The organism is Oceanobacillus sojae (genome assembly GCF_007991515.1).
In the GTDB taxonomy this organism is placed as follows: Bacteria; Bacillota; Bacilli; order Bacillales; family Amphibacillaceae; genus Oceanobacillus; species Oceanobacillus sojae.
This window is the reverse complement of sequence record NZ_BJYM01000002.1, coordinates 180,390-205,743: the sequence shown is the minus strand read 5'-3', so window position 1 is coordinate 205,743 and position 25,354 is coordinate 180,390. Positions and strand designations below refer to the sequence as shown.

24 protein-coding genes are annotated in these 25,354 nt (G+C 36.4%); 19 read left to right on the top strand and 5 right to left on the bottom strand.

What is annotated here, in order from left to right:
- The first annotated feature begins 493 nt into the window (after positions 1–493).
- From OSO01_RS02790 to OSO01_RS02750, 9 genes are all read left to right on the top strand, one after another.
- Positions 494–2,572 carry a BglG family transcription antiterminator gene (locus OSO01_RS02790; RefSeq protein WP_147208415.1) on the top strand — a complete coding sequence of 693 codons (2,079 nt, stop codon included), beginning with the start codon at positions 494–496 and terminating at the stop codon, positions 2,570–2,572.
- A gap of 29 nt (positions 2,573–2,601) precedes the next feature.
- Complete coding sequence (locus tag OSO01_RS02785) at positions 2,602–3,075, top strand: PTS sugar transporter subunit IIA (protein WP_147208412.1); 474 nt, start codon at positions 2,602–2,604, stop codon at positions 3,073–3,075.
- Positions 3,076–3,101: 26 nt separating this feature from the next.
- Positions 3,102–4,478 (top strand): PTS galactitol transporter subunit IIC, encoded by a 1,377-nt coding sequence (locus OSO01_RS02780; RefSeq protein ID WP_147208409.1) that lies wholly within the window; start codon positions 3,102–3,104, stop codon positions 4,476–4,478.
- Between the two features lie 19 nt (positions 4,479–4,497).
- Positions 4,498–4,779, top strand: a complete 282-nt coding sequence (locus tag OSO01_RS02775) for a PTS sugar transporter subunit IIB (RefSeq protein WP_229720119.1) — start codon at positions 4,498–4,500, stop codon at positions 4,777–4,779.
- A gap of 67 nt (positions 4,780–4,846) precedes the next feature.
- Entirely contained in the window at positions 4,847–5,293 is a 447-nt protein-coding gene (locus OSO01_RS02770) for a hypothetical protein (protein WP_147208403.1), read from the top strand.
- Between the two features lie 6 nt (positions 5,294–5,299).
- Positions 5,300–6,337 carry an alcohol dehydrogenase catalytic domain-containing protein gene (locus OSO01_RS02765; RefSeq protein ID WP_147208401.1) on the top strand — a complete coding sequence of 346 codons (1,038 nt, stop codon included), beginning with the start codon at positions 5,300–5,302 and terminating at the stop codon, positions 6,335–6,337.
- A 4-nt stretch (positions 6,338–6,341) separates the two neighbouring features.
- Complete coding sequence (locus tag OSO01_RS02760) at positions 6,342–6,992, top strand: SDR family NAD(P)-dependent oxidoreductase (RefSeq protein ID WP_147208398.1); 651 nt, start codon at positions 6,342–6,344, stop codon at positions 6,990–6,992.
- A gap of 23 nt (positions 6,993–7,015) precedes the next feature.
- A complete protein-coding gene (locus tag OSO01_RS02755; RefSeq protein ID WP_147208395.1) occupies positions 7,016–7,765 on the top strand; it encodes an SDR family NAD(P)-dependent oxidoreductase in 750 nt (249 codons plus the stop codon).
- Between the two features lie 17 nt (positions 7,766–7,782).
- Positions 7,783–8,058, top strand: a complete 276-nt coding sequence (locus OSO01_RS02750) for a PTS sugar transporter subunit IIB (protein ID WP_147208393.1) — start codon at positions 7,783–7,785, stop codon at positions 8,056–8,058.
- Positions 8,059–8,134: 76 nt separating this feature from the next.
- On the opposite strand, the gene OSO01_RS02745 is transcribed toward OSO01_RS02750, so the two are convergent.
- Entirely contained in the window at positions 8,135–9,085 is a 951-nt protein-coding gene (locus OSO01_RS02745; protein WP_147208390.1) for a sugar-binding transcriptional regulator, read from the bottom strand.
- A gap of 199 nt (positions 9,086–9,284) precedes the next feature.
- On the opposite strand from OSO01_RS02745, the gene OSO01_RS02740 reads away from it, so the two are divergent.
- Genes OSO01_RS02740 through lpdA form a run of 4 tightly spaced genes read left to right on the top strand, consistent with a single transcriptional unit; the run spans position 9,285 to position 14,028 of the window.
- Complete coding sequence (locus OSO01_RS02740; RefSeq protein WP_147208387.1) at positions 9,285–10,265, top strand: thiamine pyrophosphate-dependent dehydrogenase E1 component subunit alpha; 981 nt, start codon at positions 9,285–9,287, stop codon at positions 10,263–10,265.
- Between the two features lie 26 nt (positions 10,266–10,291).
- Entirely contained in the window at positions 10,292–11,275 is a 984-nt protein-coding gene (locus tag OSO01_RS02735) for an alpha-ketoacid dehydrogenase subunit beta (RefSeq protein ID WP_147208384.1), read from the top strand.
- Between the two features lie 14 nt (positions 11,276–11,289).
- The gene (locus OSO01_RS02730; RefSeq protein ID WP_147208381.1) at positions 11,290–12,642 is read left to right on the top strand and encodes a dihydrolipoamide acetyltransferase family protein; all 1,353 of its coding nucleotides are present in this window, start codon (positions 11,290–11,292) and stop codon (positions 12,640–12,642) included.
- Between the two features lie 12 nt (positions 12,643–12,654).
- Positions 12,655–14,028: a dihydrolipoyl dehydrogenase gene (gene lpdA / locus OSO01_RS02725; RefSeq protein ID WP_147208379.1), complete on the top strand. Its 1,374-nt coding sequence runs from the start codon at positions 12,655–12,657 to the stop codon at positions 14,026–14,028.
- 97 nt (positions 14,029–14,125) lie between these two features.
- Here the strand turns inward: lpdA and OSO01_RS02720 are convergent, their stop codons facing one another.
- Positions 14,126–15,682 (bottom strand): PTS sugar transporter, encoded by a 1,557-nt coding sequence (locus OSO01_RS02720; RefSeq protein WP_147208377.1) that lies wholly within the window; start codon positions 15,680–15,682, stop codon positions 14,126–14,128.
- A 288-nt stretch (positions 15,683–15,970) separates the two neighbouring features.
- Between OSO01_RS02720 and OSO01_RS02715 the strand changes: the two genes are divergently transcribed.
- From OSO01_RS02715 to OSO01_RS02690, 6 genes are all read left to right on the top strand, one after another.
- The gene (locus OSO01_RS02715; RefSeq protein WP_281289811.1) at positions 15,971–16,807 is read left to right on the top strand and encodes a mechanosensitive ion channel family protein; all 837 of its coding nucleotides are present in this window, start codon (positions 15,971–15,973) and stop codon (positions 16,805–16,807) included.
- Between the two features lie 544 nt (positions 16,808–17,351).
- Positions 17,352–18,641 carry a globin-coupled sensor protein gene (locus OSO01_RS02710; RefSeq protein ID WP_147208374.1) on the top strand — a complete coding sequence of 430 codons (1,290 nt, stop codon included), beginning with the start codon at positions 17,352–17,354 and terminating at the stop codon, positions 18,639–18,641.
- An 84-nt stretch (positions 18,642–18,725) separates the two neighbouring features.
- The gene (locus tag OSO01_RS02705; RefSeq protein WP_147208372.1) at positions 18,726–19,556 is read left to right on the top strand and encodes an alpha/beta hydrolase; all 831 of its coding nucleotides are present in this window, start codon (positions 18,726–18,728) and stop codon (positions 19,554–19,556) included.
- Positions 19,557–19,767: 211 nt separating this feature from the next.
- Entirely contained in the window at positions 19,768–20,937 is a 1,170-nt protein-coding gene (locus OSO01_RS02700) for an ATP-grasp domain-containing protein (RefSeq protein WP_147208807.1), read from the top strand.
- 24 nt (positions 20,938–20,961) lie between these two features.
- The gene (locus tag OSO01_RS02695) at positions 20,962–21,702 is read left to right on the top strand and encodes an esterase family protein (RefSeq protein ID WP_147208370.1); all 741 of its coding nucleotides are present in this window, start codon (positions 20,962–20,964) and stop codon (positions 21,700–21,702) included.
- 151 nt (positions 21,703–21,853) lie between these two features.
- Positions 21,854–22,702, top strand: coding sequence for a metallophosphoesterase (locus tag OSO01_RS02690; protein WP_147208368.1), 849 nt, complete (start codon positions 21,854–21,856; stop codon positions 22,700–22,702).
- 137 nt (positions 22,703–22,839) lie between these two features.
- On the opposite strand, the gene OSO01_RS02685 is transcribed toward OSO01_RS02690, so the two are convergent.
- From OSO01_RS02685 to OSO01_RS02675, 3 genes are all read right to left on the bottom strand, one after another.
- Positions 22,840–23,574 (bottom strand): GntR family transcriptional regulator, encoded by a 735-nt coding sequence (locus tag OSO01_RS02685; protein ID WP_147208366.1) that lies wholly within the window; start codon positions 23,572–23,574, stop codon positions 22,840–22,842.
- A gap of 63 nt (positions 23,575–23,637) precedes the next feature.
- Positions 23,638–24,459, bottom strand: a complete 822-nt coding sequence (locus OSO01_RS02680; RefSeq protein WP_147208364.1) for a PfkB family carbohydrate kinase — start codon at positions 24,457–24,459, stop codon at positions 23,638–23,640.
- 6 nt (positions 24,460–24,465) lie between these two features.
- Positions 24,466–25,353, bottom strand: a complete 888-nt coding sequence (locus tag OSO01_RS02675; protein WP_147208362.1) for a carbohydrate ABC transporter permease — start codon at positions 25,351–25,353, stop codon at positions 24,466–24,468.
- Position 25,354 lies beyond the last annotated feature (1 nt).

Below are 25,354 nucleotides of genomic sequence, written 5' to 3'. Positions count from 1 at the left end.
AGTAAAAATAGTGATTTTCCTTTATAAGTGGAAATTCACTATTTTTTTATGCTTGAATAATGTTGTTTATTGCACAGTGATTGGTATTAAAACTACCACTTCTAGAACTGGTAGAACCCAAAAAAATTTAGTTTAGAAGAGAATACAAAGTGCAATCATTTATCACCGTACTCCACAAGTAGTATGCTTTTCATTTTTTTAATTACGGTAGAAGAAATTCTTGAAAATAGAATAATTAATGGAAAATAGTATGTAAACATCTTTTGTTCATTTATGTTACTTTTGTAAATATAATACTGAAAAAATATAATTTTATTTATTATATTAAAAAAATATATTCTAATTGCTTGTTATAAACGTATAAGTGATTTATTTTTAGTATTGACAACCAATCACAATCATGTACAATGATGTTACAATTTTTTTGTTTATAAATGTGTTAATAAAGAACAAATGATATGATACAGTATTAATAAGCAAAGGGGATTATTTTATGGGGTTAGATACAAAAAGTCGTCTTATTATGGAAGTGCTATTGAGAAATCCTTTTATTACGAGTAAAGAATTGGTGGAAGATCAGCAAATAAGTAAGAGACAATTAACTTATTTATTATCTAAAATTAATGAATATTTAAAAATGAAAGGGCTTCCAAAAATATCAAGAAATAAAACTGGTCTTTTTATCATTCCGGATGAACTGTTTGTTCAACAGCAACATAAATCACAATCAATAGAAAGTCATCAAGATTTTTTTACTGAAGAACAAAGAATCTTAGTTATTATTTTAATGACTTTAACTTCAGACGAAGAATTATCTTTAGTACATTTTGCTTCATCACTACAAGTAAGTAAAAATACTATTTTAAGCGATTTAAAAAAAGTAAAAGAATATGTACAAAATTTTGAAGTTAACTTTGTGTACAACAGGACAAGTGGTTACTTAATAACAGGGGATGAATACGCTATTCGCAAACTATTAATCTCAATCATCCGAGAATGTATGGATATGAGCAATGGAGAGAAATTTGCACAGCGATATGGACGAATAAAGGAGGAGGATATTAAGGATATTGCTGATAGAATGATGGAAATTGAGAACAGGCTACAGTTAAAGTTCACTGATGACAGAATGGCAATTATGCCTTATGTTATTGCTTCTATTCTAAGAAGGGTCAGGTTAGGGTATTCTATAGAACATTTTCAATTACGTTATGAAGAAATTGCAAATACGAAAGAGTATCTTGCAACTGAAGAGCTATTTTCAGATTATAAATATGTTTCAACAAATGAACGCGTATATATAGCTCTTCATCTGCTTTCAACTACTTTGCATTCTTCAAAGTTTGCAGAGGAAAGTGTAATGCCGCAGATTAGAGAAGCAATTGAATTATTTTTAATTGATTTTGAGCGGCAGGCATGTGTGATTTTAAAGGATAAGGAGCAGTTAATAAGCCAATTATTGTTACATGCAACACCTGCTTATTACCGAATTAAGTATCGTTTGAGTGAATTAAACCAAGTTGATATATCATTTACAAAGGATTTTAAGGAGTTACATTATTTGGTGAAGAAGACACTTACTCCCTTTGCGAAGTTGTTTGATCAACCAATTCCAGAGAATGAAATTATTTATTTTAGCATTTTAATAGGCGGATGGTTATCTAAGCAGGGTGACAACGTAGCAGAAAAAATTAGGGCCATTGTTGTCTGCCCCCATGGTACATCTATTTCCAAAATGCTGATGAATACTTTAAAACGGGTTTTTCCAGACTTTATATTTCTAGGTTCTATGTCTTTGAGGGAGTTCCAAGAGTACAAACAGGATTATCATATTGTTTTTTCTAATGTCCCTTTAAAAACAATTAAACGTCAATATTGCATTAATAAGTTTCCGACAAATACAGAATGGAAAAAGTTACAAAAACTTGTTGTTAATGATTTATACGGATATAAACCGCAAACTCCGGAGTTAGATGTCATCATGCAAATTGTTGCGGAAAGTTCAACTATTCAAGATAAAGCAAAATTAAGAAGGGAATTAGCTGCTTACTTACATGGACCAAGCGAAATTTCGAAGTTTGATTTAAATGTTACTAAGCGAAATTTATTACAAATGATGGAAACTGATTATGTTCAATTTATAGATTGCGTTAAGGATTGGAAAGAAGCTATTTATATAGCAGCACAACCGCTGATTAGAAATAATATTATTAAACCGGAATATAGAGATGCGGTTATACAAGGTTATAATTACGACAGTGATTACTTGTTTTTAGGAGATAAAACCGTTATACCGCATACAGATCCTGAATATGGAGCTTTAAAAGTAGGGATGAGCTTTTTGATTGTGAAACAGGGAATTAATTTTTCGAAAAATAAGAAAGCTAACTTTGTTGTATTGTTATCTGCGATTGATCGTGAACAACACTTGCGGGCATTGTTAGAATTAACTGACATTGCTCAGAACGATCAAAAAATTAACCAAGTAATAGCATCTGTTTCATATCAACAAATACATGAATTGATAAAGCAATTTATTGAAAAGGAAAAAGAGGAATACAGTGACGTTTAGTTTAATAGCAGGATGGAGGAATACAGGTTATGAATTTTGATGCTTTTTTTAGTAAAGATCTTGTCTTTTTTCTTAATGCATCGTCTCAGGAAGATGTGTTTAAGCAAATGTTTCATCGTATGTATGAGCAGGGGTATGTAAAAGAGTCTTATTTAAACGCTTTAAGTGAGCGGGAAAAAGTATATCCTACAGGCATACAAACTGAACATATTGGGGTAGCCATTCCTCATACTGATTCTATTCATGTAAATAAAGAATCCATTGGTGTAGCAGTGTTAGAGAAACCTGTTTCTTTTATTCATATGGGGATGGAGGAGCATACAGTAGAAGCAGAAATCATTTTTATGTTAGCTATCCAAAAGCCGGAACGACAATTAGGAGTTTTACAAGTAATTACAGGATTAATTCAAAATAAGGTATTGCTGCAAAGTATTCAAATGGCTGAAAATGAAGCTGCAGTAATAGCTATTATCCAGGAATATAGTCAAAAATTAAATGTATAGATAAAAAATAGAAAAGGGTGATATAAATGTTTCAATCGACAATTGATTTTATTTTAGATTTAGGTCCATCGGTTATGCTGCCTATTATTATGACCATTTTCGGTCTTCTTCTAAAACAGGGTTTTAATAAGTCTTTTCGAGCTGGTATTACAATCGGTATCGGTTTTGTTGGTATTAACTTGGTCATTGGTTTATTGACGACATCTTTAAGTCCGGCAACAGAAGCGATGGTAGAGCGATTTAATTTAAATCTATCAATCTTAGATGTTGGCTGGCCAGTTGGGGCAGCAATATCATTTGGTACTACATTAGCACCAGTTATGATACCTATAATCATTGTCTTTAATCTTATTCTTGTTGCTTTAAACTGGACAAAGACAATCAATGTTGATATTTGGAATTTTTGGCACTTAATATTTTCTACATCTTTAGTATACATTGCTACAGATAATGCATTTCTGTCGATTGCAATAGGACTTATTGTAACAGGGATTACGCTTAAGCTTGCTGACTGGACAGCGCCAGTGGTAGAGCATCATTTTGGTTTGAAAGGTGTTTCGCTTGCGCATTCAGAGTCAGTAAACTTTGCGCCAATCACATATGCGTTAAATAAAATACAAGATATGATTCCTGGATTAAATAAATTACATGCTGATCCTGAAACCTTGCGTAAACGTTTCGGTGTGTTTGGGGAACCGCTGGTAATGGGGCTGCTTCTTGGACTTTTAATTGGAATATTGGGTGAATATAATATACAAGGCATTTTAACATTGGGAATCCAAATGGCAGCAGTATTGATTCTATTACCTAGAATGGTTGCTTTGCTGATGGAAGGGCTTATCCCAATTTCAGAAGGAACTAGAGATTTTGTTACAAAGAGGTTTCCAGGAAAAGAAGTATACATTGGTTTGGACGCAGCTGTTGTTATTGGTAACCCTGCAAATATGGCGGTAGCGTTATTGATGGTACCGATAACATTAGTTTTAGCTGTTATATTACCGTGGAATGAAATGCTTCCATTCGCTGATTTAGCAGTATTGCCTTTTACGGTGATTTGGGCAGTAGCAGCTTCCAGAGGGAACATTATTCGTGGTTTAATTAACTCAATTGTAACAGTGATGATTGTGTTATTTATTGCAACTAATATTGCAGAATTGACTACAAAAATGGGAGATGCAGTTGGATTTGCAATGCCGGAATCATCCAGTTTAATCTCTGGTATCGATGTAGGCTCACATATCCTTGTATTCATTCTATATAACTTATTAGATCCGACCAGTCCATTATTTATTACTGCAATTATCTTTGGTGTTATATATGCATTGTTATGGTATTGGGTACGTAATGATATCAAGAAACAGTACGCAAAAGAGTTAGGTATTGATAAAAAAACATTAAAATAAGAAAAGGTGGCGTTTCATTATGAAAAGAATTTTAGTAGCATGTGGCACTGCGATTGCAACATCAACAGTAGTGGCAAAGAAGATCGAAGAAGTATTAGGAAATAAAGGTTATCAAGTCTATGTTGATCAATGTAAAGCTGCAGAGGCTCCTTCAAAGGCGGCAAATTTTGATCTGATTGTTACTACCACGCCAGTTAGTGGAATTGGCGATGTGCCAGTCATTCAAACTGTTTCCTTTCTATCTGGAGTAGGAATGGATCAAGATATTCAAAAAATAATGGATATTTTAGGATTAGAGTAAAAAAGAAAGCCTGTCAATTTATACAATTGTCAGGCTTTCTATTAAAAGGCCAAGGAAGGTGTTCACGTTGAAACATTATCAATATACAACTTCGAAATTTGTGACAACTGTATTACTACCTTTAATTATCATGATAGGGTTATTGATTTGGGGCATATTATTATTACTTTCAGGAGAACAAACACCATTTGCTCAGCTATTAATATATGGGAGCGCTATTCTATTATTTTTTAGTATTATAGGTATTCATACACCTGGGTGGATTAAATTAGATGATGAGAAAATTATCTTACATGCTTTTTTTGTTACACATGAGTTCTACTGGAAAGAACTATCTTTTGTTCAATTACGAGTATACCAACAAACAGGTAAATTATATATCAGGCTTGGGACAAATAAATTCATCAAAGGGCGCTACTGGATAACCAGTGATATCAAAGGATATGATAATTTATTTGAAGAGTTAAAGACTAAAAGCTTTGTAGAGAAAAAAATTTCAAGTGTCAAGAGGTGATTGTGAATGCAAAAAAGTGTCTATTACGATAAAAATCATTTTGAGATGCAGCCAATTGGTAATCTCGATATCAACAGCGATGAAGTATTGATCAAGATGAAAGTATGTGGTCTTTGCGGTACAGATATTCATAAAGCCGTGGATAAAACAGTAGAACCGCCGATTACTTTGGGGCATGAAATAGCTGGGGAAGTGATAGCGGCGGGGGATGATGTAATGGATTTTAACGTAGGTGACCGAGTGTTTGTAGCTCATCATGTCCCTTGTTTTACATGCACTTACTGTAAAAGAGGGCATTATTCATTATGTCCTCAATTTAAAATGACAAATGTAGACCCAGGTGGTTTTTCAGAATATATTCGTGTGCCCGCATTGCATGTTAAGCATACAATGGGGAAATTGCCTGACGAATTAAGCGATGAAGCAGGAGCAATGGTCGAACCATTAGCCTGCTGCTTGCATGGATTTGAACAAATTTCTATAAACCCAGGTGATCAAGTATTAATTCTTGGAGCAGGGCAAATTGGCTGTTTACAAATACAATTAGCTAACCATTTCTTAGCAGAGCAAGTAATAGTTAGTGATGTGAATCCTTATCGATTAGAAAAAGCAAAAGAGGTTGGCGCTACCCATGTTATAAGAGCGGATGAAGAAGCGGTACAGGAACAAGTAAATCGTTTAACGGATGGTCATGGGGCGGATATTGTTATAATTTCTGCCGGCATCAGCTTTTTATTAGAACAGGCAATGCATTGTGTGGCCCGGGGAGGAACAGTCTTAGTGTTTGCTCCATTTACTAAAAATGATATTCCTATCCCTGCTTATCGTTTTTTTGAGGATGAAATCTCTATTGTAGGCGCTTATTCCTCTACACCTTATAATTATACTCCTGCACTGGAACTTTTGAAAAAAGGAGTTATTGATGTTGATAAGATGGTGACGCACCGTTTCCCGTTGTCTAAACTGAATGAAGCAATAACGCTGGCTCATGATACAACCAAAGAGGTTTTAAAAGTATTAATTGTTCCTGATGGAAGCAGGTGAGTAAATGAATATTTTATTGTTTGATGCTTCACATCGCATTTCCGGAATGATGACTGCATATTACCAAAAGGTATATGCACTTGATTTTACTGATAAGTTAAATGGGAAAGGCAGTTTATATCAATATATAAATGGTCAAGATCCAGTTCAATTAATAACCTTTGATTTATTAGATGATCAAGATATATCAATGGAATCCTGGTTAAATAAAAATAATATACAATTTGATACAGTAATTAACAATTTAGAACATCTGATTGGCAATACACTCACAGAAACATCGATAGACGAATGGCGGAAGTCCTTGTTTATCAATCTCCACCTTCCTTTTTTAATAATTAAAGCATTCATTTCGTATGTTCCTGATGACGGCCAAATTATTCATATATCCTCTACCGCAGCGGTGAGCGGGGAAGCAGGAGATGTAAGTTATGCCAGCCATAAAAGCGGTCTGGAGTCTTTTAGCAAAAGTCTGTCAAAAGAACTTTCAAAACGAAATATTCGCTCAAATGTAATTAGTATATCTCCAAAATGCTGGAGGAAGTCAGATGGAGCCAGACAAATCATTCAGTTGTTAAAAGAGACTTGTAATGAGCATATGAGTTTCTTAAATGGTCAGGTTATAACTTTAGATAATGGAGAAACGTTATCATAAATATAAAACGGGGAGGAGACGTGATGAGGCAGACATCGGTAGTACTGATTATCGGCGGAGCTGCGGGGATAGGTCAAGCAGTAGCTGAAAGCCGTCTGAAAAATGATGATAAAGTAGTCTTCACGGATATAAATGCAGAAAAGGGCCATCAATTAATGACAGAGTGGAGGGATCAAGGATACGAAGCAACCTTTATCCAACAGGATGTTACTTCATGGAAAGATACGGAAAAAGTAGTAAGCGAAACGATAGAATTGTATGGGAGAATGGATGTGCTCATTATTTCAGCAGGAGTTACATCGCAAAAAAGGTTGGAAGATATTACTGTTAAAGAATGGCGTTTTACTTTAGATGTAAACCTGACTGGTCTGTTTTATATCTTGAAAGCTGCTCTTCCAGAGATGGTCAAGTCTAAGGGAGGAAGCATCGTTATTGTTGGTTCCGGATCTGCTATAACCGGATCAGGCGGCGGGGCACATTATGCTGTTTCCAAGGGAGGGGCATTCGGCTTAATGCGTGCTATTGCTAATGAATATAGTGATCAAGGTATTCATATTAATCTTGTAGCTCCACGGGTAATAGAAACCGAGATGCTAGATATACTTTATCCGACAGAAGAAGCTAAGGAAGCGCTTCGTCAAAAGATTCCTATCAAAAATTTTGGTACATTAGCAGATACTACAAACGCCATCAATTTTCTGGCAAGCGGGGAATCCCGGTATATCCAAGCACAGGTTTTATTAATGGATGGCGGAAGAACATATTTAACATGATTAAAGGAGAGATTAAGTTGGCAAAAGTTTTGGTTGCAACAGGAACTTCACAAAACAAAATGAACAAAGTAGTGGAATTATTACAGGCGGGTCTTAATGACAAAAACGTTGAGGCTGAGATTGTGGCAGGAAATATTTACGAAACCAATGTGGAAGACATTAATCCAGATGTTATTGTACTTGTAGGAGTCAATAAGCTGGATACAGAAATTCCTACTATCGACGGCGTTCCATTTATAACTGGTATAGGAATAGATAATGTAATTAATGATGTGGTAGCACATATTTCCTAGTTGAAAAACTCTTTGGTTAGACCAGGTTGTCTGCCAAAGAGTTTTTTAGAAGGTGATTAAACAATCTATAGATGAATTATTCACTGGCATATAATAATTCTGTTGCTATTTGTTCATCAAGAACCAATACATTAATATAATTGCCTTTTAAAGATGCTAATACGCTTTCCGCTTTATGTGCTCCTGAGACAACACCTATTACTTTTTTGATATTACGCAATTGTTCCAGAGATATTCCAATTACTTTTTTATTAAACGAACTATTGACAGGGTTTCCGTTTAAATCGAAGAAGCGAAAACCCATATCGCCAACTACACCTAATTGACGAAGCTGTTCTAAATCATTTTGGTTAAGATAACCAATATCTTCTAAAGTTGATTGTACATATGGGTTAGACAAACCAACTAATGCTATATCAACTGTTGCTGCTTCCTGAAGAACTGCATTAATGTCATCCATCTTCATTAAGCGCTCACGTAATTCACTGGATTCAGCCATGGCTGGTGCATAGAGATAAGAGCATGTACCACCTAATCTTTTAGCGAGCTCGTATGCTAATTGATTAGAATGAATTTCCACCTTCTTTCGTCCCAAGCCGCCTTCTAAGGGAAAGATTGTGATATTCTTTTTCATCTCATAAGGATATTCTTGGACTAACGCTTCTAAAGTCGTTCCCCATGATATCCCAATTTTTTTTGCCTTTTTGATATTTTTAGATAAGTAATAAGCTCCTGCTTGTGCAACAGAAAGCTTTACTACATCAGGTGTTTGACCAGAAATAGGAACAACAATGGCATCTTCTAACCCAAAGTGTTCTTCTAATTTTTTCTCCAAATTTACTGTATGTACTGTTTCATCTTTAATAAAAATCTCAATGATTTTATGTTCGCGGGCCTTTTGTAATGATTTAGATATGACAGGTCGCGAAACACCAAGTTTCTTAGCAATCTGCTCCTGTGTCCAACCGTCGTTATAATATAAATTAGCTATTTTTACTAATGAACGTCTTTCTTCCCAGCTAAGCACATGCTCACATCCTTTCAAATTAACATATCTATTACAATTGATTGTAAAAATAATCCTTTAAAATAAAGTTTACTATAAATCGAAAAATAATCAATAAATTCAATATTTATAAGATAATTATCTTGACCTTTCCTGAAAAAAAACATACACTTATTACAAAGGTAACTATATAGAACATATGTAAAAAGGAGGCAAAAAAATGAAGGATTTAAAGGTTCCAGAAAGAATAGCAGAAGAAAATTTAGTAGAACTCTACAAACAAATGTGGACTATCCGTTATTTCGAAGAGAAAGTAGACCAATTTTTTGCGAAAGGTAAAATTCACGGTACCACACACTTAGCTGTTGGACAGGAAGCAAGTGCGGCGGGCGTATGCGCTTTACTGGATAAAGAAGATAAAATTACCAGCACACATCGTGGTCACGGACATTGTATCGCAAAGGGAGCAACTCCAGATAAAATGATGGCAGAGCTATTCGGCAGAACAACAGGCTATTGCAAAGGTAAAGGCGGTTCGATGCATATTGCTGATGTAGAAATGGGTAATCTTGGCGCGAATGGAATTGTTGGCGGAGGAATCCCATTAGCAGTGGGGTCAGCTTTAACAGCACAGATGAAAAAGTTAAATTATGTAACCGTTTGTTTTTTTGGAGATGGTGCCACAAATGAAGGAAGCTTTCATGAAGCAGTTAACCTTGCTGCTGTTTGGAATTTACCGGTTATCTTTGTTTGCGAAAACAATCAATATGGCATGTCAGGATCAGTCAAAGAAATGGTGAAGATAGAAGATATTGCGACAAGAGCAAAATCCTATGGCATCCCTGGGGTTGTTGCAGATGGAAATGACATTATCGAAATGATGAATGTAACAAATGAAGCGGTGGAACGTGCTAAAAATGGAGAAGGCCCAACATTGATTGAAGCAAAAACATATCGCTGGAAAGGTCATTCGAAAAGTGATGCTAAAAAATATCGTACCCGTGATGAGGAAAATGAATGGAGAGAGAAAGATCCGATTAAACGCTTCAAGGAGTCTTTGATCAGTGAATCTATTATCACAGAAGAGCAGGCAGAATCAATACGAAAAGAAGCTTTAAAAGGAATTGAAGATGCAGTGGCATTTGCTGAAGAAGGCCCGATGCCTACCAAAGATGATTTATTAACAGATGTATTTGCTTAAAGTGGTTGTACAAAGGAGGAGCGAAAATGAGAGAGATAACATATTTAGAAGCTGTTCGTGAAGCAATGAGTCAGGAGATGCGTGAAAATGAAGATGTTTTTATCCTTGGTGAAGATATAGGCGTATATGGGGGAGCTTTTGGAGTTACCCGCGGAATGATTGAGGAGTTTGGCCCTGAACGTGTGCGTAATACACCAATCAGTGAGTCAGGTATCGCCGGCGCTGCAATCGGTTCTGCTTTGACAGGAATGCGTCCGATATTGGAGCTGCAATTCTCTGATTTTATTACGATTGCCATGGACCAGATGGTGAATCAGGCAGCTAAAATTCGTTATATGTATGGAGGAAAAGGTAAAGTTCCAATGGTTTTACGTACGCCAAGTGGATCGGGAACCGGAGCTGCAGCGCAGCATTCGCAGAGTTTGGAGGCGTGGGTAGCTCATATTCCTGGACTAAAAGTGGTTCAGCCTTCTACAGCACATGATGTAAAGGGTCTATTAAAAGCAGCTATAGACGATGATAATCCGGTGATTTTTTATGAGCATAAATTGCTTTATAAAACGAAGGGAGATGTACCGAAAGAACAATACAGCATCCCTTTAGGAAAAGCAGATGTGAAACGGGAAGGAACAGATGTAACGATTGTAGCTACTGCTATTATGGTACATCGTGCTTTAGAGGCGGCGGAAGAACTGAAGAAGGAAGGTATCAGTGCAGAAGTAGTTGATCCGCGTACTTTGGTTCCATTAGATACAGAGACAATTATTAAATCTGTATCTAAAACTTCCCGTTTGGTAGTTGTTCATGAAGCGGTAAAAAGAGGCGGATATGGAGCGGAGATTGCAAGTATGATTGCTGAAAGTGAAGCATTCGATTATTTAGATGCACCAATTAAACGATTGGGCGGTGCACCATCACCAATTCCATATAATCCGGAATTAGAAAAGCTGCACGTTCCGCAGGTTCCAGATATTATTCAGGCAGTTAAAGAAACATTAAATAAAGCATAGAAAGGAGGATTCCAGTGGCTAAAGAAATATTTATGCCTAAACTAAGCAGCACGATGGAAGTGGGTACCTTACTTCAATGGTTTAAGGAAGAGGGAGATTCTGTTGAAATGGGAGAGCCTCTATTTGAAATTATGACGGATAAAATCAATATTGAAGTAGAGTCGTATGAAGAAGGGATATTGCTAAAAAAGTATTTTAATGTGGATGATGAGGTCGAAGTGAATGCTTGTATCGGCTATATTGGGGAAGCGGGGGAGAAAGTCCCTGATTCACCTCCGGCGCCTGCAGCAGAGACAGAGTCAGAAGAAAAAGGTCAAGGCAATTCTTCTGTTGAGACTGCCGGGAAAACGGTAAGTGCCAATGCGGATTCGAATGAAAATAATGATGGAAAAATCAGAGCCACTCCTGCTGCCCGTCGTGTATCCCGGGAAAATGATATTTCCTTATCTGCTATTTCTGGATCTGGTCCAAATGGAAGGGTGCATCAGCATGATGTAGAGCAGGCGATTGCAGAAGGAAGGTTAGCCGTAACGCCGCTGGCAGAAAAGATTGCAGCTGATCATGGGGTAGATTTAAGTCAAATAACCGGAACGGGGGCCCGTGGGAAAATTGAAAAGCAAGATGTACTTTCTTATCTTGAATCTGTCAATGTGTCAGATCAAGAACCAGTCGCATCTCCAGCGAAGCGGATCAAATTGAAAGGACTTCGTAAAGCAGTAGCTGATAAAATGGTTGAAAGTGTACAAACCATCCCGCACGTAACCTTAACGAGCGATGTGGATATGACAAATGTGATTGCGTTACGTAAATCATTGCTCCCTGTAGTCGAAAAAGACACGGGATATCGTTTGTCCTTTACAGAGGTCATTATAAAAGCTGTTGCCAGCGCACTTTGCAAGCATCCTGAATTAAACGCTTCTTTAATCGGAGACGAGATTGTGATGAATAAGGAAGTGAATATCGGACTTGCAGTTGCGGTGGAAAATGGGTTAATTGTTCCTTCTATTAAGGATGTAAATCAAAAAGGACTTGCGGAATTAACGCAGATTAGTAAAGAATTAGGCAGAAAAGCAAGAGAAAATAAACTAAAGCCTGATGAAATGCGGGGAAGTACATTTACGATCAGTAATTTAGGAATGTACGCCATTGATGCTTTTACACCAATTATTAATGGACCAGAAACAGCCATTCTCGGTGTAGGAAGAATTACAGAAAAAGCCGTTGCAGTTGATGGAGAGTTAGCAGTACGTCCAATGATGGTTCTTAGCTTATCCTTTGATCACCGGGCAATTGATGGCGCACCGGCTGCTGCATTTTTAACCAATTTAAAAACAAATCTTGAAAATCCTTATAGTTTATTAGTTTAAGGAGCTGAGTAAATGACGAAATTTGATGTAGCAATAGTTGGCGGGGGCCCCGGAGGATATGTTTCAGCAATCCGTGCTGCAAAGCTGGGCCTGTCAGTGGCACTGGTAGAAGGTAGAGAATTAGGAGGAACCTGTTTAAACCGTGGTTGTATCCCTTCTAAAACATTATTGAAAAATGCTGAAGTAATTAATCAAGTAAAAGATGCGAAAAAGTTCGGTATTCAAATCGATTCATTTTCATTTGATTTAAATACGATGATTGAAAGAAAGAATCAGGTTATCGGTCAGCTTCGTAACGGAATCAACAGCTTGTTAAAAGCAAATAAAATTAAGTTATATAATGGTTATGGAACAGTCGATAATCAAAAAATAATTTCTGTGGATATGGAAGAAAAAACAGAAAAGCTGGAAGCAGAATCAATTATTTTGGCAAATGGCTCAAAACCCTTTGTTCCAAACCTTCCCGGGCTTTCAGATATACCTTACCATACAAGTGATACCATTTTTGATATAGACCAAGTACCCGGTCATTTAACGATTGTCGGGGGCGGTGTAATTGGGCTGGAAATTGCCTGTATTTTTCATAGCCTGGGTACAAAAGTTGAAATTATTGAAATGGCAGATCGTATTATTCCGGCAGAGGATAAGGAAGCATCTAATTTTCTGGAAAAAGAGCTGAAAGGTAAAGGGATACTCATTCATACAAGTACTAAGGTACATTCGTTTAAAAAGAATGAAAAGACCAAGGTGCAAATAGAAAAGAACGGGAAGGAAACAAGTCTGGAAACAGATGGCGTGCTGGTCTCTGTTGGTCGAGAGCCTAATTTGATCGGTTTAGATAATCTTTCTGTTGATTATGATGGTAAGTTTGTAAAAGTGGATGATAACATGCAGACCTCTATAGAAGGAATTTATGCTATCGGGGACTTAATCGGGGGATATCAGCTTGCTCATGCAGCAAGTGAAGAAGGTATCCGGGCAGTTAATCATATTCTGAGAGAAAATAATAAAAAGGATTTCATCATGCCGCGCTGTATTTATACTTTTCCTGAAATCGCAAGTGTCGGTATGACTGAGGAGCAGGCTAAGGCCCAAGGTTACCAGGTGAAGTCTCAAAAAATAGACTTAGCTGCCAATGGAAAAGGAATTGCTTCCTCAGAAAACAATGGATTTATGAAGATAATTTCCGAGAAAAAATACGGAGAAATTCTCGGTGTCGTGATGGCGGGAGCACATGTAACTGAAATGATCAGTCAGGCAACCTCCTTTATGTACTTAGAAGGAACCATGGAAGAGCTGGAGGATATGGTATTTCCGCATCCAACTTTATCAGAGGCTATGTTTGAGGCAGCTGCAAAATGGCTGGGTAAAGGAATACATTATTAATAGAAAAGATAGCAGCTGTTAACCAGAAAATTTGGTTTTTTGTTTTACAAGAAGGATAGAAAAAAATAGCAAAATAAGTTAAGAGAAGAGGGATAATTCATATTTCTCTTCTCTTTTTCTTATTTGCAATCAATGTAATGGCGAAGGATAATATAAATGCTGCGAGCATGGCAATCACAAATCCCAGAGGATTATCAGATAAAAAAGGTGTGGTGAATGTCGGAACGTAGGCTGTTCCGCGTACATCGAATAAACCGACTAGTGCACCACCGACTCCGGCAGATAGAATTGCACCGGCAAAGACAATTTTATTAGAGAACATGAACGGATATGCCGCTTCCACAAATGTTCCGAATCCCATATTGATTAAGAAACCTGGAGTTGCAGCAGCCGCTTCCCCTTTCTCTCTTGGAGCAATGATATTTGCTAGATTAATTCCAGCCGATACCATAACCAGACCAACCATATCAATAGCACCCAGGAAACTTACTCCTGTTTTTTCCATTTCAAGTAATACGATTGGCAGAATAGCAGCATGGTATATTCCTCCTAAAATAGCTGGCCAAATAAGCAAACCGCCTAATAGACCTGCTAGAATCGGGTTAAATGCAATTGTTGATTCGATAGCAATTTTAATTCCATCGCCGATAAACAATGCGATTGGTGCGAATAAAAAGTAGACTAATAGACCTGCCAGTAAACCTGCTATTCCTCCAGTAACGATATTGACGGTTGTCATCGGAAATTTCCAGCTAATACATTTTAGAAAGAAATAATGCACGAAAACACCGGCTAAAATACCACCAATGATACCACCGATAATTCCGCCGTCTACAGATAATACGCCAGCAACAACCCCGGCCACAATGGACACTTCATCTAAATTAGACACTTGTTTTGCTGCAATCGCTGCTATAATAATTGGCAGTGCTCCAATCATAATATCAAAAATATCTTGCAGACCGCTAAATAGAGGGACCTTACTTAGTGCAAGAACTAGAGCCATCGCAATAAAACCTGGCAATGCAGAAACCATGATGCCGCGAATATTAATGTTTTTCCAGATGCTCCCGCTGTTTTCCGCATTCGCTTTATTTGCATCACCGATGGTTGGTTTATATTTTACATCCCAATATTTAGCCAAAGCCGCCACGAAAGAGATAGCTCTAGTTCGATTTGTAGTACCAGTTGTTCCAGATTGAGCTATAACGTTCGCACCTTTTGCACTGATTATCGCCATGGATGTTCCGCCTGTGCCAACGATTGGAATATTCATCTTGACTGCTGTGTCAATGACTTGTTGATTAGCATTTTCTGCGTCAGCACTCATGACGATTAACCCATCTACTGTTTTATTAAGAATAAGAGCAGCTATCTGTTCGTCTGCCTTTTTTGCTTGTTCATTTATTTTTTCTAATGTATTTGCAGGGCTTTGAGTCATTTGTCCATTTTCATCTATACTAAAAAGGGATGTTTTCGAGTCTGCTTTTGCTTGATCCATAGACACTTCTGAAGCGATAAATTGAATAGCAGCAATGTTGAAATCTGCAGCATGACATTGATTTTTAATTTCATCTAATAATTTTCTTGGATTTTTTCCGCCTAAATTGTACAGGTTGCCGCCCGAGCTACCTATGATAGCAATATTTTTCAAGAGAATTCCCCCAGGTAGATAGTTTCAATGTGATAATTATTTAATGAATTAATATTTTATCACAATAAAGTAGTAAAGTCTTTAGGGGTTTAAAAGAAAATAATTTGATTACCCATGTAAGATTAGGAAAAACTCTTTTTATACCTTGAATTTATAGTAATGAATTTTATTTAAAAGACAGCAGATTTTATTTTGAGAATTACTAGTACTGAATCTTTTCTTATTTTACATTGGATTCTTCATTTGATATAATCATCAATCATTGAGAGCAGTAGTAAAGAGGAGATGATGGAATTGGATTGGATAGAAAATATAAATTGGGAGCAGCTTCTATTAAATGCGGGTTTAATAATTTTAAAATTGATAGTAACACTTATTGTATTTTATATTGCACGGGCTATTGGAAAGAGATTTATTCGAAATTCATTTTCCAAAGCACAGGTTAAGAAGAAAATGTCGGCTGGCAGAACAAAAACCTTACAGTCTTTAACAATTAGTGCTTTTTCGTATGTTTTATTTTTCGTAACATTAGTAGTTGTACTCGGTATTTTTGATATTAACGCTACAGGATTGATTGCCGGGGCTGGTGTTGTTGGTCTGGCTATCGGGTTTGGGGCTCAAGGGCTGGTTAGTGATATTGTTACAGGATTTTTCCTGTTGTTAGAGAAGCAGGTTGATGTCGGTGATTATGTTACAGCTGCCGGATATGATGGTGTTGTCGAAGAAGTTGGTCTGCGTACCATGCAAATACGGAGCTTTGATGGTACTTTAAACTATGTACCGAACAGAGAGGTCAGCTCTTTAAGCAATCACTCCCGTGGAAATATGCAGGCTCTGGTAGATATAGCAATTCCATATAGTGACAATATTGATAATGCGGTTAGTATATTGCAAACAGTGTGCGATGAAATGAAAGAAAAGAACTCTAAGATTGTAGAGGGGCCGGATGTACTTGGTGTGCAAACATTTGGTTCAGCGGAAATAACTTTACGGATTATTGCAAAAACAGAATCCATGGAGCAATGGGCTGTAGAACGTGATTTACGTAAAGCGATTAAAGAAGCGCTTGACGCGAATAATGAAGATCCTGAAATAACCTATGCTGAAAAACCGCAGGAAGAATAGTTAGAACCTGTAAATGAAATTTGGACAGGCAAATTAAATAAATTTGTAAGAGGGTCACCGTTTTGAAATTCGGTGCCCTTTTTTGTATAAAAGGATTTTATCGATAGTAAGAAACTATCGTACAAAAAATGTTTACAAGCACCTATGAAATTATTCATTTTCTTTAATAAGGAAATAAAAAAGGATTAACTGTAGTTCTTTCGGTTTATTTTCTTTTAAGAAATATTTATTTTAGATAATGAAGCGCATTTTTTCACTTAAATCCTGTATAATAGCATTTAAATAAAGGGATAAAGGTTTTACTTAAATAAAGGGAATATTAATGAATAAATTAGCAGGAACTAAAACATATACGTATGGTGAATTTTTCCTTTAAAGAGAAATAAAGAATTCTGGTAATAAAAGTGCGTATTAACAGCTTGTAATTATTTTTGTAAGCATGATTAATCACTCTGTAAGATTACCGGTGTATTGACGTTTTCTCAAGGATTTACAGCATGGAAGGCAATGTTAGTTTGTAGAATAAACATCGGGAGTGGTTTGGATGAGGAGTATTTTTCGGAAAGATGTGACAGAGGGAAATTTATTGGAAAGCAGTAAAGAGGTGAATGTAGTTTTAGATGAGCTGCAGCAAATGGATTTAACCTTACAATTGCAAATATCAAAAATAACAGAACAGGATCTGGCTGTTGCGAAGTTACTGCAGCCTATTATCAAAGAAAATATAGAAACAATTATAGATGCTTTCTACGATAATTTATCTTTAGTCCCTGAATTAATAGGAATTATTGAAACAAATAGTTCGATCAGCCGTTTAAAACAAACACTGACAAGGCATGTTATCGAGATGTTTTCAGGGGAAATAAATCAAGATTTTATTGATAAACGCCGCAGAATTGCTAAAGTTCACGTTCATATTGGGTTGAAGCCAAAATGGTATATTGCTTCATTTCAAGAGATTTTCTTTCAAATTTCTATACTGTTAGCTGATACATATAAGGATAAGGAAAACTTTCTCCATGCTGTTCAAGTGACAAATAAGCTGTTAAATTTCGAACAGCAGATCGTTCTGGAAGCTTTTGAGATAGATACAGAAGAAAAAAGAGCAATTATGGATGAAAAGAACCAGAATTTAATAAGCTCAATGAAAGAAACAGCAGAAAGATTAAGCTATTTATCAACAGAGACTAACCAATCTGTGATGAAAATGGTCAGTCAGGCAAACCGGATAAATCAGATTTCCAGACAAGGGGAAGAAATCGCTGCTGCAACAAGCCAGTCAGCGCAGCTTGGAATGGAGCAAACGAAGACAACGAATACAGGAATGTCCAATTTAGATAATCAGATGGTGCTTGTTGTGGAGAGGCTGGAGCAGTTAACAAACAGTGCTGAGAAAATTAAATCTGTTATTTCTATCGTTGAATCTATCGCCGGACAGACAAATCTGTTAGCATTAAACGCGTCCATTGAGGCTGCCAGAGTAGGAGAACAGGGTAAAGGGTTTGCAGTAGTGGCAGAAGAGGTCCGTAAGCTGGCTGTACAATCGGCAGCAGCTGTGGCAGAAGTAAGTGATTTAATCCTTGAAACGAATGAACAAGTTGCAAATAGTCGAGAAGCAATTAAGGAAACACAGGAGGAAGTAAGAGCAGTCCGTGAACAAACGGCGAAAACAGAAGATATTTTAAGCCGGGTTTCTGAATCAATGACACTTATTTCAGAGAACAGCAGTCATATACAGCAATCCTTAGAAGAAAATCAGCTGAGTATTACTGAAATTGAATCCTCTATGGGGGAGATTGAGAACTATTCGCAGAAATTTAATGAAATGGAATAGCAGCATTTGATTATTCATCTCATCAAAATTATGCGGGATAAAGAAATGAGATTCAAAGAATCTTGATGGAATGAGGAATTTGAAATGAGACACTCCTATTTTTATTTGAAATTGGAAACACACGAGCTGACTATGAATTATAAAAATGACAAGCGCCGGATACGCGTGCTATTGCCAAAGAATTATGGTAAAGAAAAGAATAGGCACTATCCCGTTGTTTATATGCATGATGGACAAAATGTTTTTTACAGCAGTGAAGCCTATAGCGGTTATTCATGGAAGGTTATCCCTGCAATAAAACGAAATCCTGATTTGCCAAAGATGATTATTGTCGGCATAGACAACGGTGAGCAGGATCGCATAAATGAATATACACCCTGGAAAATTACAGAAAGTCCTCTCCCTGAGGATATTGAATTGGGGGGAAGAGGTGCTGAATTTGCTGAGTTTATCATGACAGTTGTGAAGCCTTTTATTGATCAACATTACCGGACTAAGTCTGATAAATATCATACAGCGATGATTGGCAGTTCTCTAGGTGGAAATATTTCTGCTTTTATGGGGATTGAATATAAAGACCAAATTGGCTGTCTTGGTATTTTTTCACTGGCAAATTGGATTACAAGCACAGCTTTTGATCACTATATTGATAGAGAGCCTTTGGACCATGAACAACGTGTGTATATTCAAGTCGGCACGCAAGAGGGTGATGATGCGGACCGGCAGTTAATGTATGGGAATATGAAGCAGGCGTATATTGATTGTTCACTGAAATATTATAAGCAGCTGGTTAAAGGCAATATTCCCATTGATAATATTCATTTAAATATTTTTGCGGATGAAGAGCATAATGAAGAAGCCTGGTCAAGGCATTTGCCGGAATGTTTCCGATTCCTCAGTGAGAAATGGTCTTAAGAAATATGTGTATAAAATATTGATAAAAAACATCTGCCATCCAATATTTAGCTGGTCTTGGACGGCAGATAATATACAAATGTAATGTATAACTACATTTATTCATCTATTTTGACAATTTTCGAAAAATTAGATTGATTTTAAATTGAAAAAATGGTATTTTAACAATTAAACTACTGATTATTGCGGGAATCAGGAAAGGAGTTTTATGATGAATTATATTTTAATATCACCATATTATCCCAATAATTTTCAGCCCTTTGCCCACCGTTTAAACGATGCAGGTGTCAACGTGTTAGGAATTGGTGAAGAGCCGTATGATCAATTAGGCTCTGAATTACAAAAATCACTGACAGAGTATTATCGTGTCAATGATTTGGAAGATGTTGACGAAGTGAAACGCGCTGTTGCATTTTTATTTTATAAACATGGTCCCATTGACCGGATTGAATCGAATAATGAACACTGGTTAGAGCTTGATGCCAAACTTCGTGAGCAATTTAATGTATTTGGAAATAAATTAAAAGACCTAAAAAAAGTAAAATTTAAATCAGAAATGAAGAAACTGTTCAAAAAAGCTGGTGTACCAGTGGTAGAGGGGCGCGTTGTCAAAAACAAAAAGGATTTAGCGAAAGCCGTTGAAAAATTGGGTCTGCCAGTTATTGCGAAACCGGATAATGGAGTTGGTTCTGCCGCTACATTTAAACTGAATTCGAAAGATGATGTACATCGTTTTGAAGAAGAATGGAAGGAAGCAACAGCTTATTTTCTGGAGCCTTATGTTGAAGGGGGAAAGCTTTGCACATTTGATGGGTTAACTGATCAAAAAGGAAATATTGTTTTTCAGACAAGCTTTACATATAATGTACCAACGCTGGAGCTTGTCCAAGGTCAGCTGGATTTATTTTATGTGATTCAAAAAGAAATTGATCCGAAGCTTGAAGAATATGGACGAGCAATTGTAAAAACCTTTGGAATGAAGGAACGTTTTTTCCATATTGAGTTTTTTCAATTGGAAAATGGAGATTATGTAGCACTTGAATATAATAATCGTCTGGCTGGAGGTTATACAATTGATATGTATAACTATGCCTACTCCATCGATTTATTTGCGCAGTATGCTTCATTGGTAACTGGAGGAGAGTTTAAGGAACCGGATGTTCCAAACCAATATTGTATTGGAGTTACACAGCGTGATGCCTATCAATACCAAAATGATACAAAAACAATCCGTGATAAATTTGGGGACAGGGTAAAGTTTGCCGAGCGTATACCAGAAGCATTCGCTCATCTTCAAGGAAATCAATTTTATGCCATCAATGCGGATACAGAGACAGAAGTGGATGAAATCACCCGCTTTGTGCATGAACGAAAAAAATAAAGAACATAGACAGGGGATTTGACTATGCATATGGAACAGTTAAGTCATTGGAGCGGAGAGTTAGGGCGTGAGATGCCGTTAAACAGATATGGACACAGTGGTATGCCGATTATTGTTTTTCCATCATCTGGCGGAACGCATTTTGAATATTATGATTTCGGGATGATTGATGCATGCCAGGAATTTATTGAAGCAGGTAAAGTGCAATTTTTTGCACTAGCCAGTGTAGACAGTGAAAGCTGGCTGCATGATTCAAAGTCTCCGCATGATCGTGCACTTGCACATGAGGCATATGAGCGTTATGTGATTTCAGAAGCAGTTCCATTTATTAAACATAAAACAAACTGGTTTGATCCAATGATGACAACAGGATGCAGTATGGGTGCTTATCATGCGCTGAACTTTTTCCTGAGACATCCGGATGTATTTCAAACAATGGTTGCGCTTAGCGGCGTATATGATGCACGTTTCTTTTTTGGAGATTATGGAAATGATCCGCTCGTATATGAAAATTCACCAAGTGATTATATCTGGAATCAAAATGATGGCTGGTTTATCGACCGTTACCGCTCTGCCAATATTATAATGTGTACAGGATTAGGTGACTGGGAGCAGGATGGTCTGCCTTCTTACCGTTCGTTAAAAGAAGCTTTTGAAGAAAAGCAAATTCCAGCCTGGTTTGATGAGTGGGGCGAAGATGTTTCTCATGATTGGATCTGGTGGAGAAAGCAAATGCCATATTATTTAAAAAAATTATTTTCCTAAAAATATTAAAACATCAGTATAATAAAGATACTGGTGTTTTTTATTGGAGAAAGCTAACATTATAAACTTTCTCTTTCTATATACATAGATAATTTGATGTATAATTGTGGGAGTAATCTAAAAGATAGATGGATAAAGAGGTTAAGAGTTGATGAAGAAAAAAACAAAAATCAAAAGCGGTTTAAGAAAGTGGATTATTTTTATTGTTCTGCTGCTGGCAATGCTGTTAGTAACTATTAAAATATATTTTGATACTGCTACATCTAAGATAAATAAAGAGCAGTTTCAAAGTGACAAGCTGGAGGAAGGCACAGAGCTGAAGATACTGCAAATAACAGATGTACATAGCCGTGTATTTGGGGCAGAGAACAGTGCAGTACTTGAAAAAGTGAAGGAACTTGATGCTGATATCATTGTTTTAACAGGTGATTTAATTGACCGGAAAACAGAAAATCTGGAGATAGCTTATCAGCTTGCAGAAGAATTAGTGCGGATAAACCCGGATACGTATTTTGTCACTGGTAATCACGAGCATGAAAATCTTGAAAAAGAAGCATTTTTAGCTGGATTAAAGGACAGAGGGATTATCACTCTAAGTAATGAAAATACGCAATTTGAAAAAAACGGCCAGCTATTTAATATAGTTGGTGTGAGTGATGTATCCACAGAGCATGAAGATATGACCTTGGCCTTTGCTGATTTAGATACAGATAAATATACTATCTTACTTTCCCACGCTCCAATCGTTGTTCAAAAATATCCTGATGTTGATGCTGATATCGTACTAAGCGGTCATACACATGGAGGGCAGGTAAGATTGCCATTTATAGGAGCGCTTGTTGCTCCGGATGAGGGACTATTGCCGGAATTGCAGAAGGGGATATATCCATTAGGCGATGAGCGTTATTTATATATTGACAGCGGATTGGGAACTTCTGCGTTACCGATAAGATTTCTTAATCAGAGTCAGATCAGTTTGATTACTATCCAATCAGATTGATAAAAATAGTGATATAAAATAAGCAATGGTTTTACTGAAAATTTTAACTAACCATTGCTTATTTTACTGATCAAACTTTACCATATTGATAGCTCCTGCCTTATAAACAAAATAATTTGGCATTTCTAAGCTGTAGACTAAGGTAAGTTATTTTCAATTCTTAATTTGACAGCATCTGAGATAAGGTAGTACTCGGAGTAATGCACAGGTTGATGATGTTCGTTATAAATAATTTTTTCTACTAATATAAGTGGCGTTAATCTACTGATGTTAAGATGTTTTTGCAATTCTTCCGTAGCCGGAACAATTTCCAGTTCTTTCTTAACTGTTTTAAATGCAATTCTATAATCATCGTGAATAATTTTAAAAGTTGAGCTTTCTTTTTTTATTTTATCTTCTATATTTGGATAAATAGCAGTCGGAAGATAAGCATAATCCATACTTAAAATTTGATCGTTACGATATACTTTGCGGATAAGCTCAATAAACTCAGTATATTTATTCTCAAATATACTGTTTACTTTTTTATTGTTACTTATTTTTTTCATAGAAACAATCTCTTTTGATATCTTATCATTATCTGACGTCAGACCTTCAGAGAACCCTTGCAAATGCAGCAGATGTATTTCTTTACGCTTCTTGTTTACAAAGGTTCCTCTCCCATGAATAATCTTCAATACACCTTCATCTACAAGCTCTTTGATTGCTCGTCTAATAGAAATGCGACTGGCTTTAAATAACTTGCCTAATTCTTTTTCAGTAGGGATACGATCTCCGGGCTGGAGTTGATTTTCATTAATATATTCCTTAATTCCTGTCATAATTTCTTCGTACAAATAGTTTTGCCCGCCGTTCAAATTATCTTCCTTCATAAAATTAGCTCCTATAATGTAAGTATTCTCTTACATTATACATCAAACTAGGGTATTCGTTAACTAATCAATCAAAGGTTGAGGATAACCAAAGCCACCATAGACTTGACACGTATTTTCAGCTGATTTCGTACCTTGTTCGATTGCTGATAAGATATTTTTATTCTCTATATATGACGTTAAAAAACCCGCTATAAAACTATCTCCTGCTCCCATTGTATCAATCACATTAATTTTATTCAGCTTTTGATAGAACCGACCCTGCTTGGAAATAACGATAGCTGGATTGCCGCCTCTGGTAATAACAATCACTTCAAACTGAAATGCTTGTATAGAAGAAATGAAAGTTTCCAAATTATCTTCTGACAACTCTGCAGCTGAAAAGAATGCATAGGAAATATATGGAGCAATAGATTCAATATAATCTAACGCTTTATTATCAGAGAAGTCATAAGCAATTTTAATCACTTCAGCTAATTTTGGAAGCTCGCTTTCCATTGATGAATAACAGCTCACATGGCATAAATCAAATTGCCGAATATAATCCAATTCCTCTAGGGTGAGCTGAATTTTAAAACGATGCTGTACTGTGTTTTTTGGACCGCCTACAAAAATACGATCTCCATCAGGAGACAGATTTACTTTTGGTTGCCCTGTAATACCAGCAGCAATCCGGGAATAATGATAATCAATTCCTTCTTGCTTTAACGCAAATTGCAGATGCTTGGCAGGAGCATCATTTGCAAAAATACCGATATAGGCAACTTCTTCAGCCCTATTGCGTTTGGCATTTACGGCTACATTGACACAATTTCCGCCCGGGAAGTACTCTTTTCGGTCTAAATAACAGTCCACTACATTATCTCCAATAGTAATTAATTTCATTTTTCACTATCCTTTCACAGAACCTTCTGCAAGCCCTCTTACTAAGTATTTTTGTAAAAAAATTAATAGAATAATCATTGGTATGGAAGCAATAACCATACCTGACAACAGCACACCCCAGTCGGTTCTTAATGCGTCACGAAAAACCATTAAGCCGGATGGAATTGTTTTTAAATCACTGGAGTTGATAAATACTGTAGCAAATAAAAACTCATTCCAGGCAAAGAATGCATTTAAAATAACTGTTGTAACAACTACAGGAATGGATAAAGGCAGATAAATTCTCCGATAGATACCAAATTCACTGCATCCATCCAATAAAGCTGACTCAGAAAGTTCTTTTGGAACAGTTAAGAAAAACGCCCGAATAAGAATGATAGTTAAAGGTAATCGATATGCGACATAAGTTAAAATTAATGCCCAGCGTGTATCGATTAAATTAAAAAATGTTAATATCTCAAACAATGGAATTAACGCTACTTGCGGATTCATCATTAGACCACCGATGATAAACAACAGTGCTATGTCAATCCAGCGATTGTGGTAACGGGATAAAGTAAATGCTGCCATCGAACCGATTGTGACGGTAATTAGGATAGCAAAACCTGTTACATAAAGACTATTTATAAAGTAATTTTGTATACCTTGCTCCCAGGCTAATGTGTAGTTTGAAAAATTCCAGGTGCCTGGCAGATTCCATACATCAGAGTAAATTTCTTCATAGCTCTTAAATGAAGAAATCAACATCCAAAACAGCGGGTAAAGAATGATTAATGCAAAAATCCCGAGGCCAATTAATGTACTGTATTTAAATATTCTTGTTTGGATTTTTGCAGATTTAGGCTCTTTCTGACGGGAATTGGAATATTGCTTTGAATTTATATTCTCTTTCATT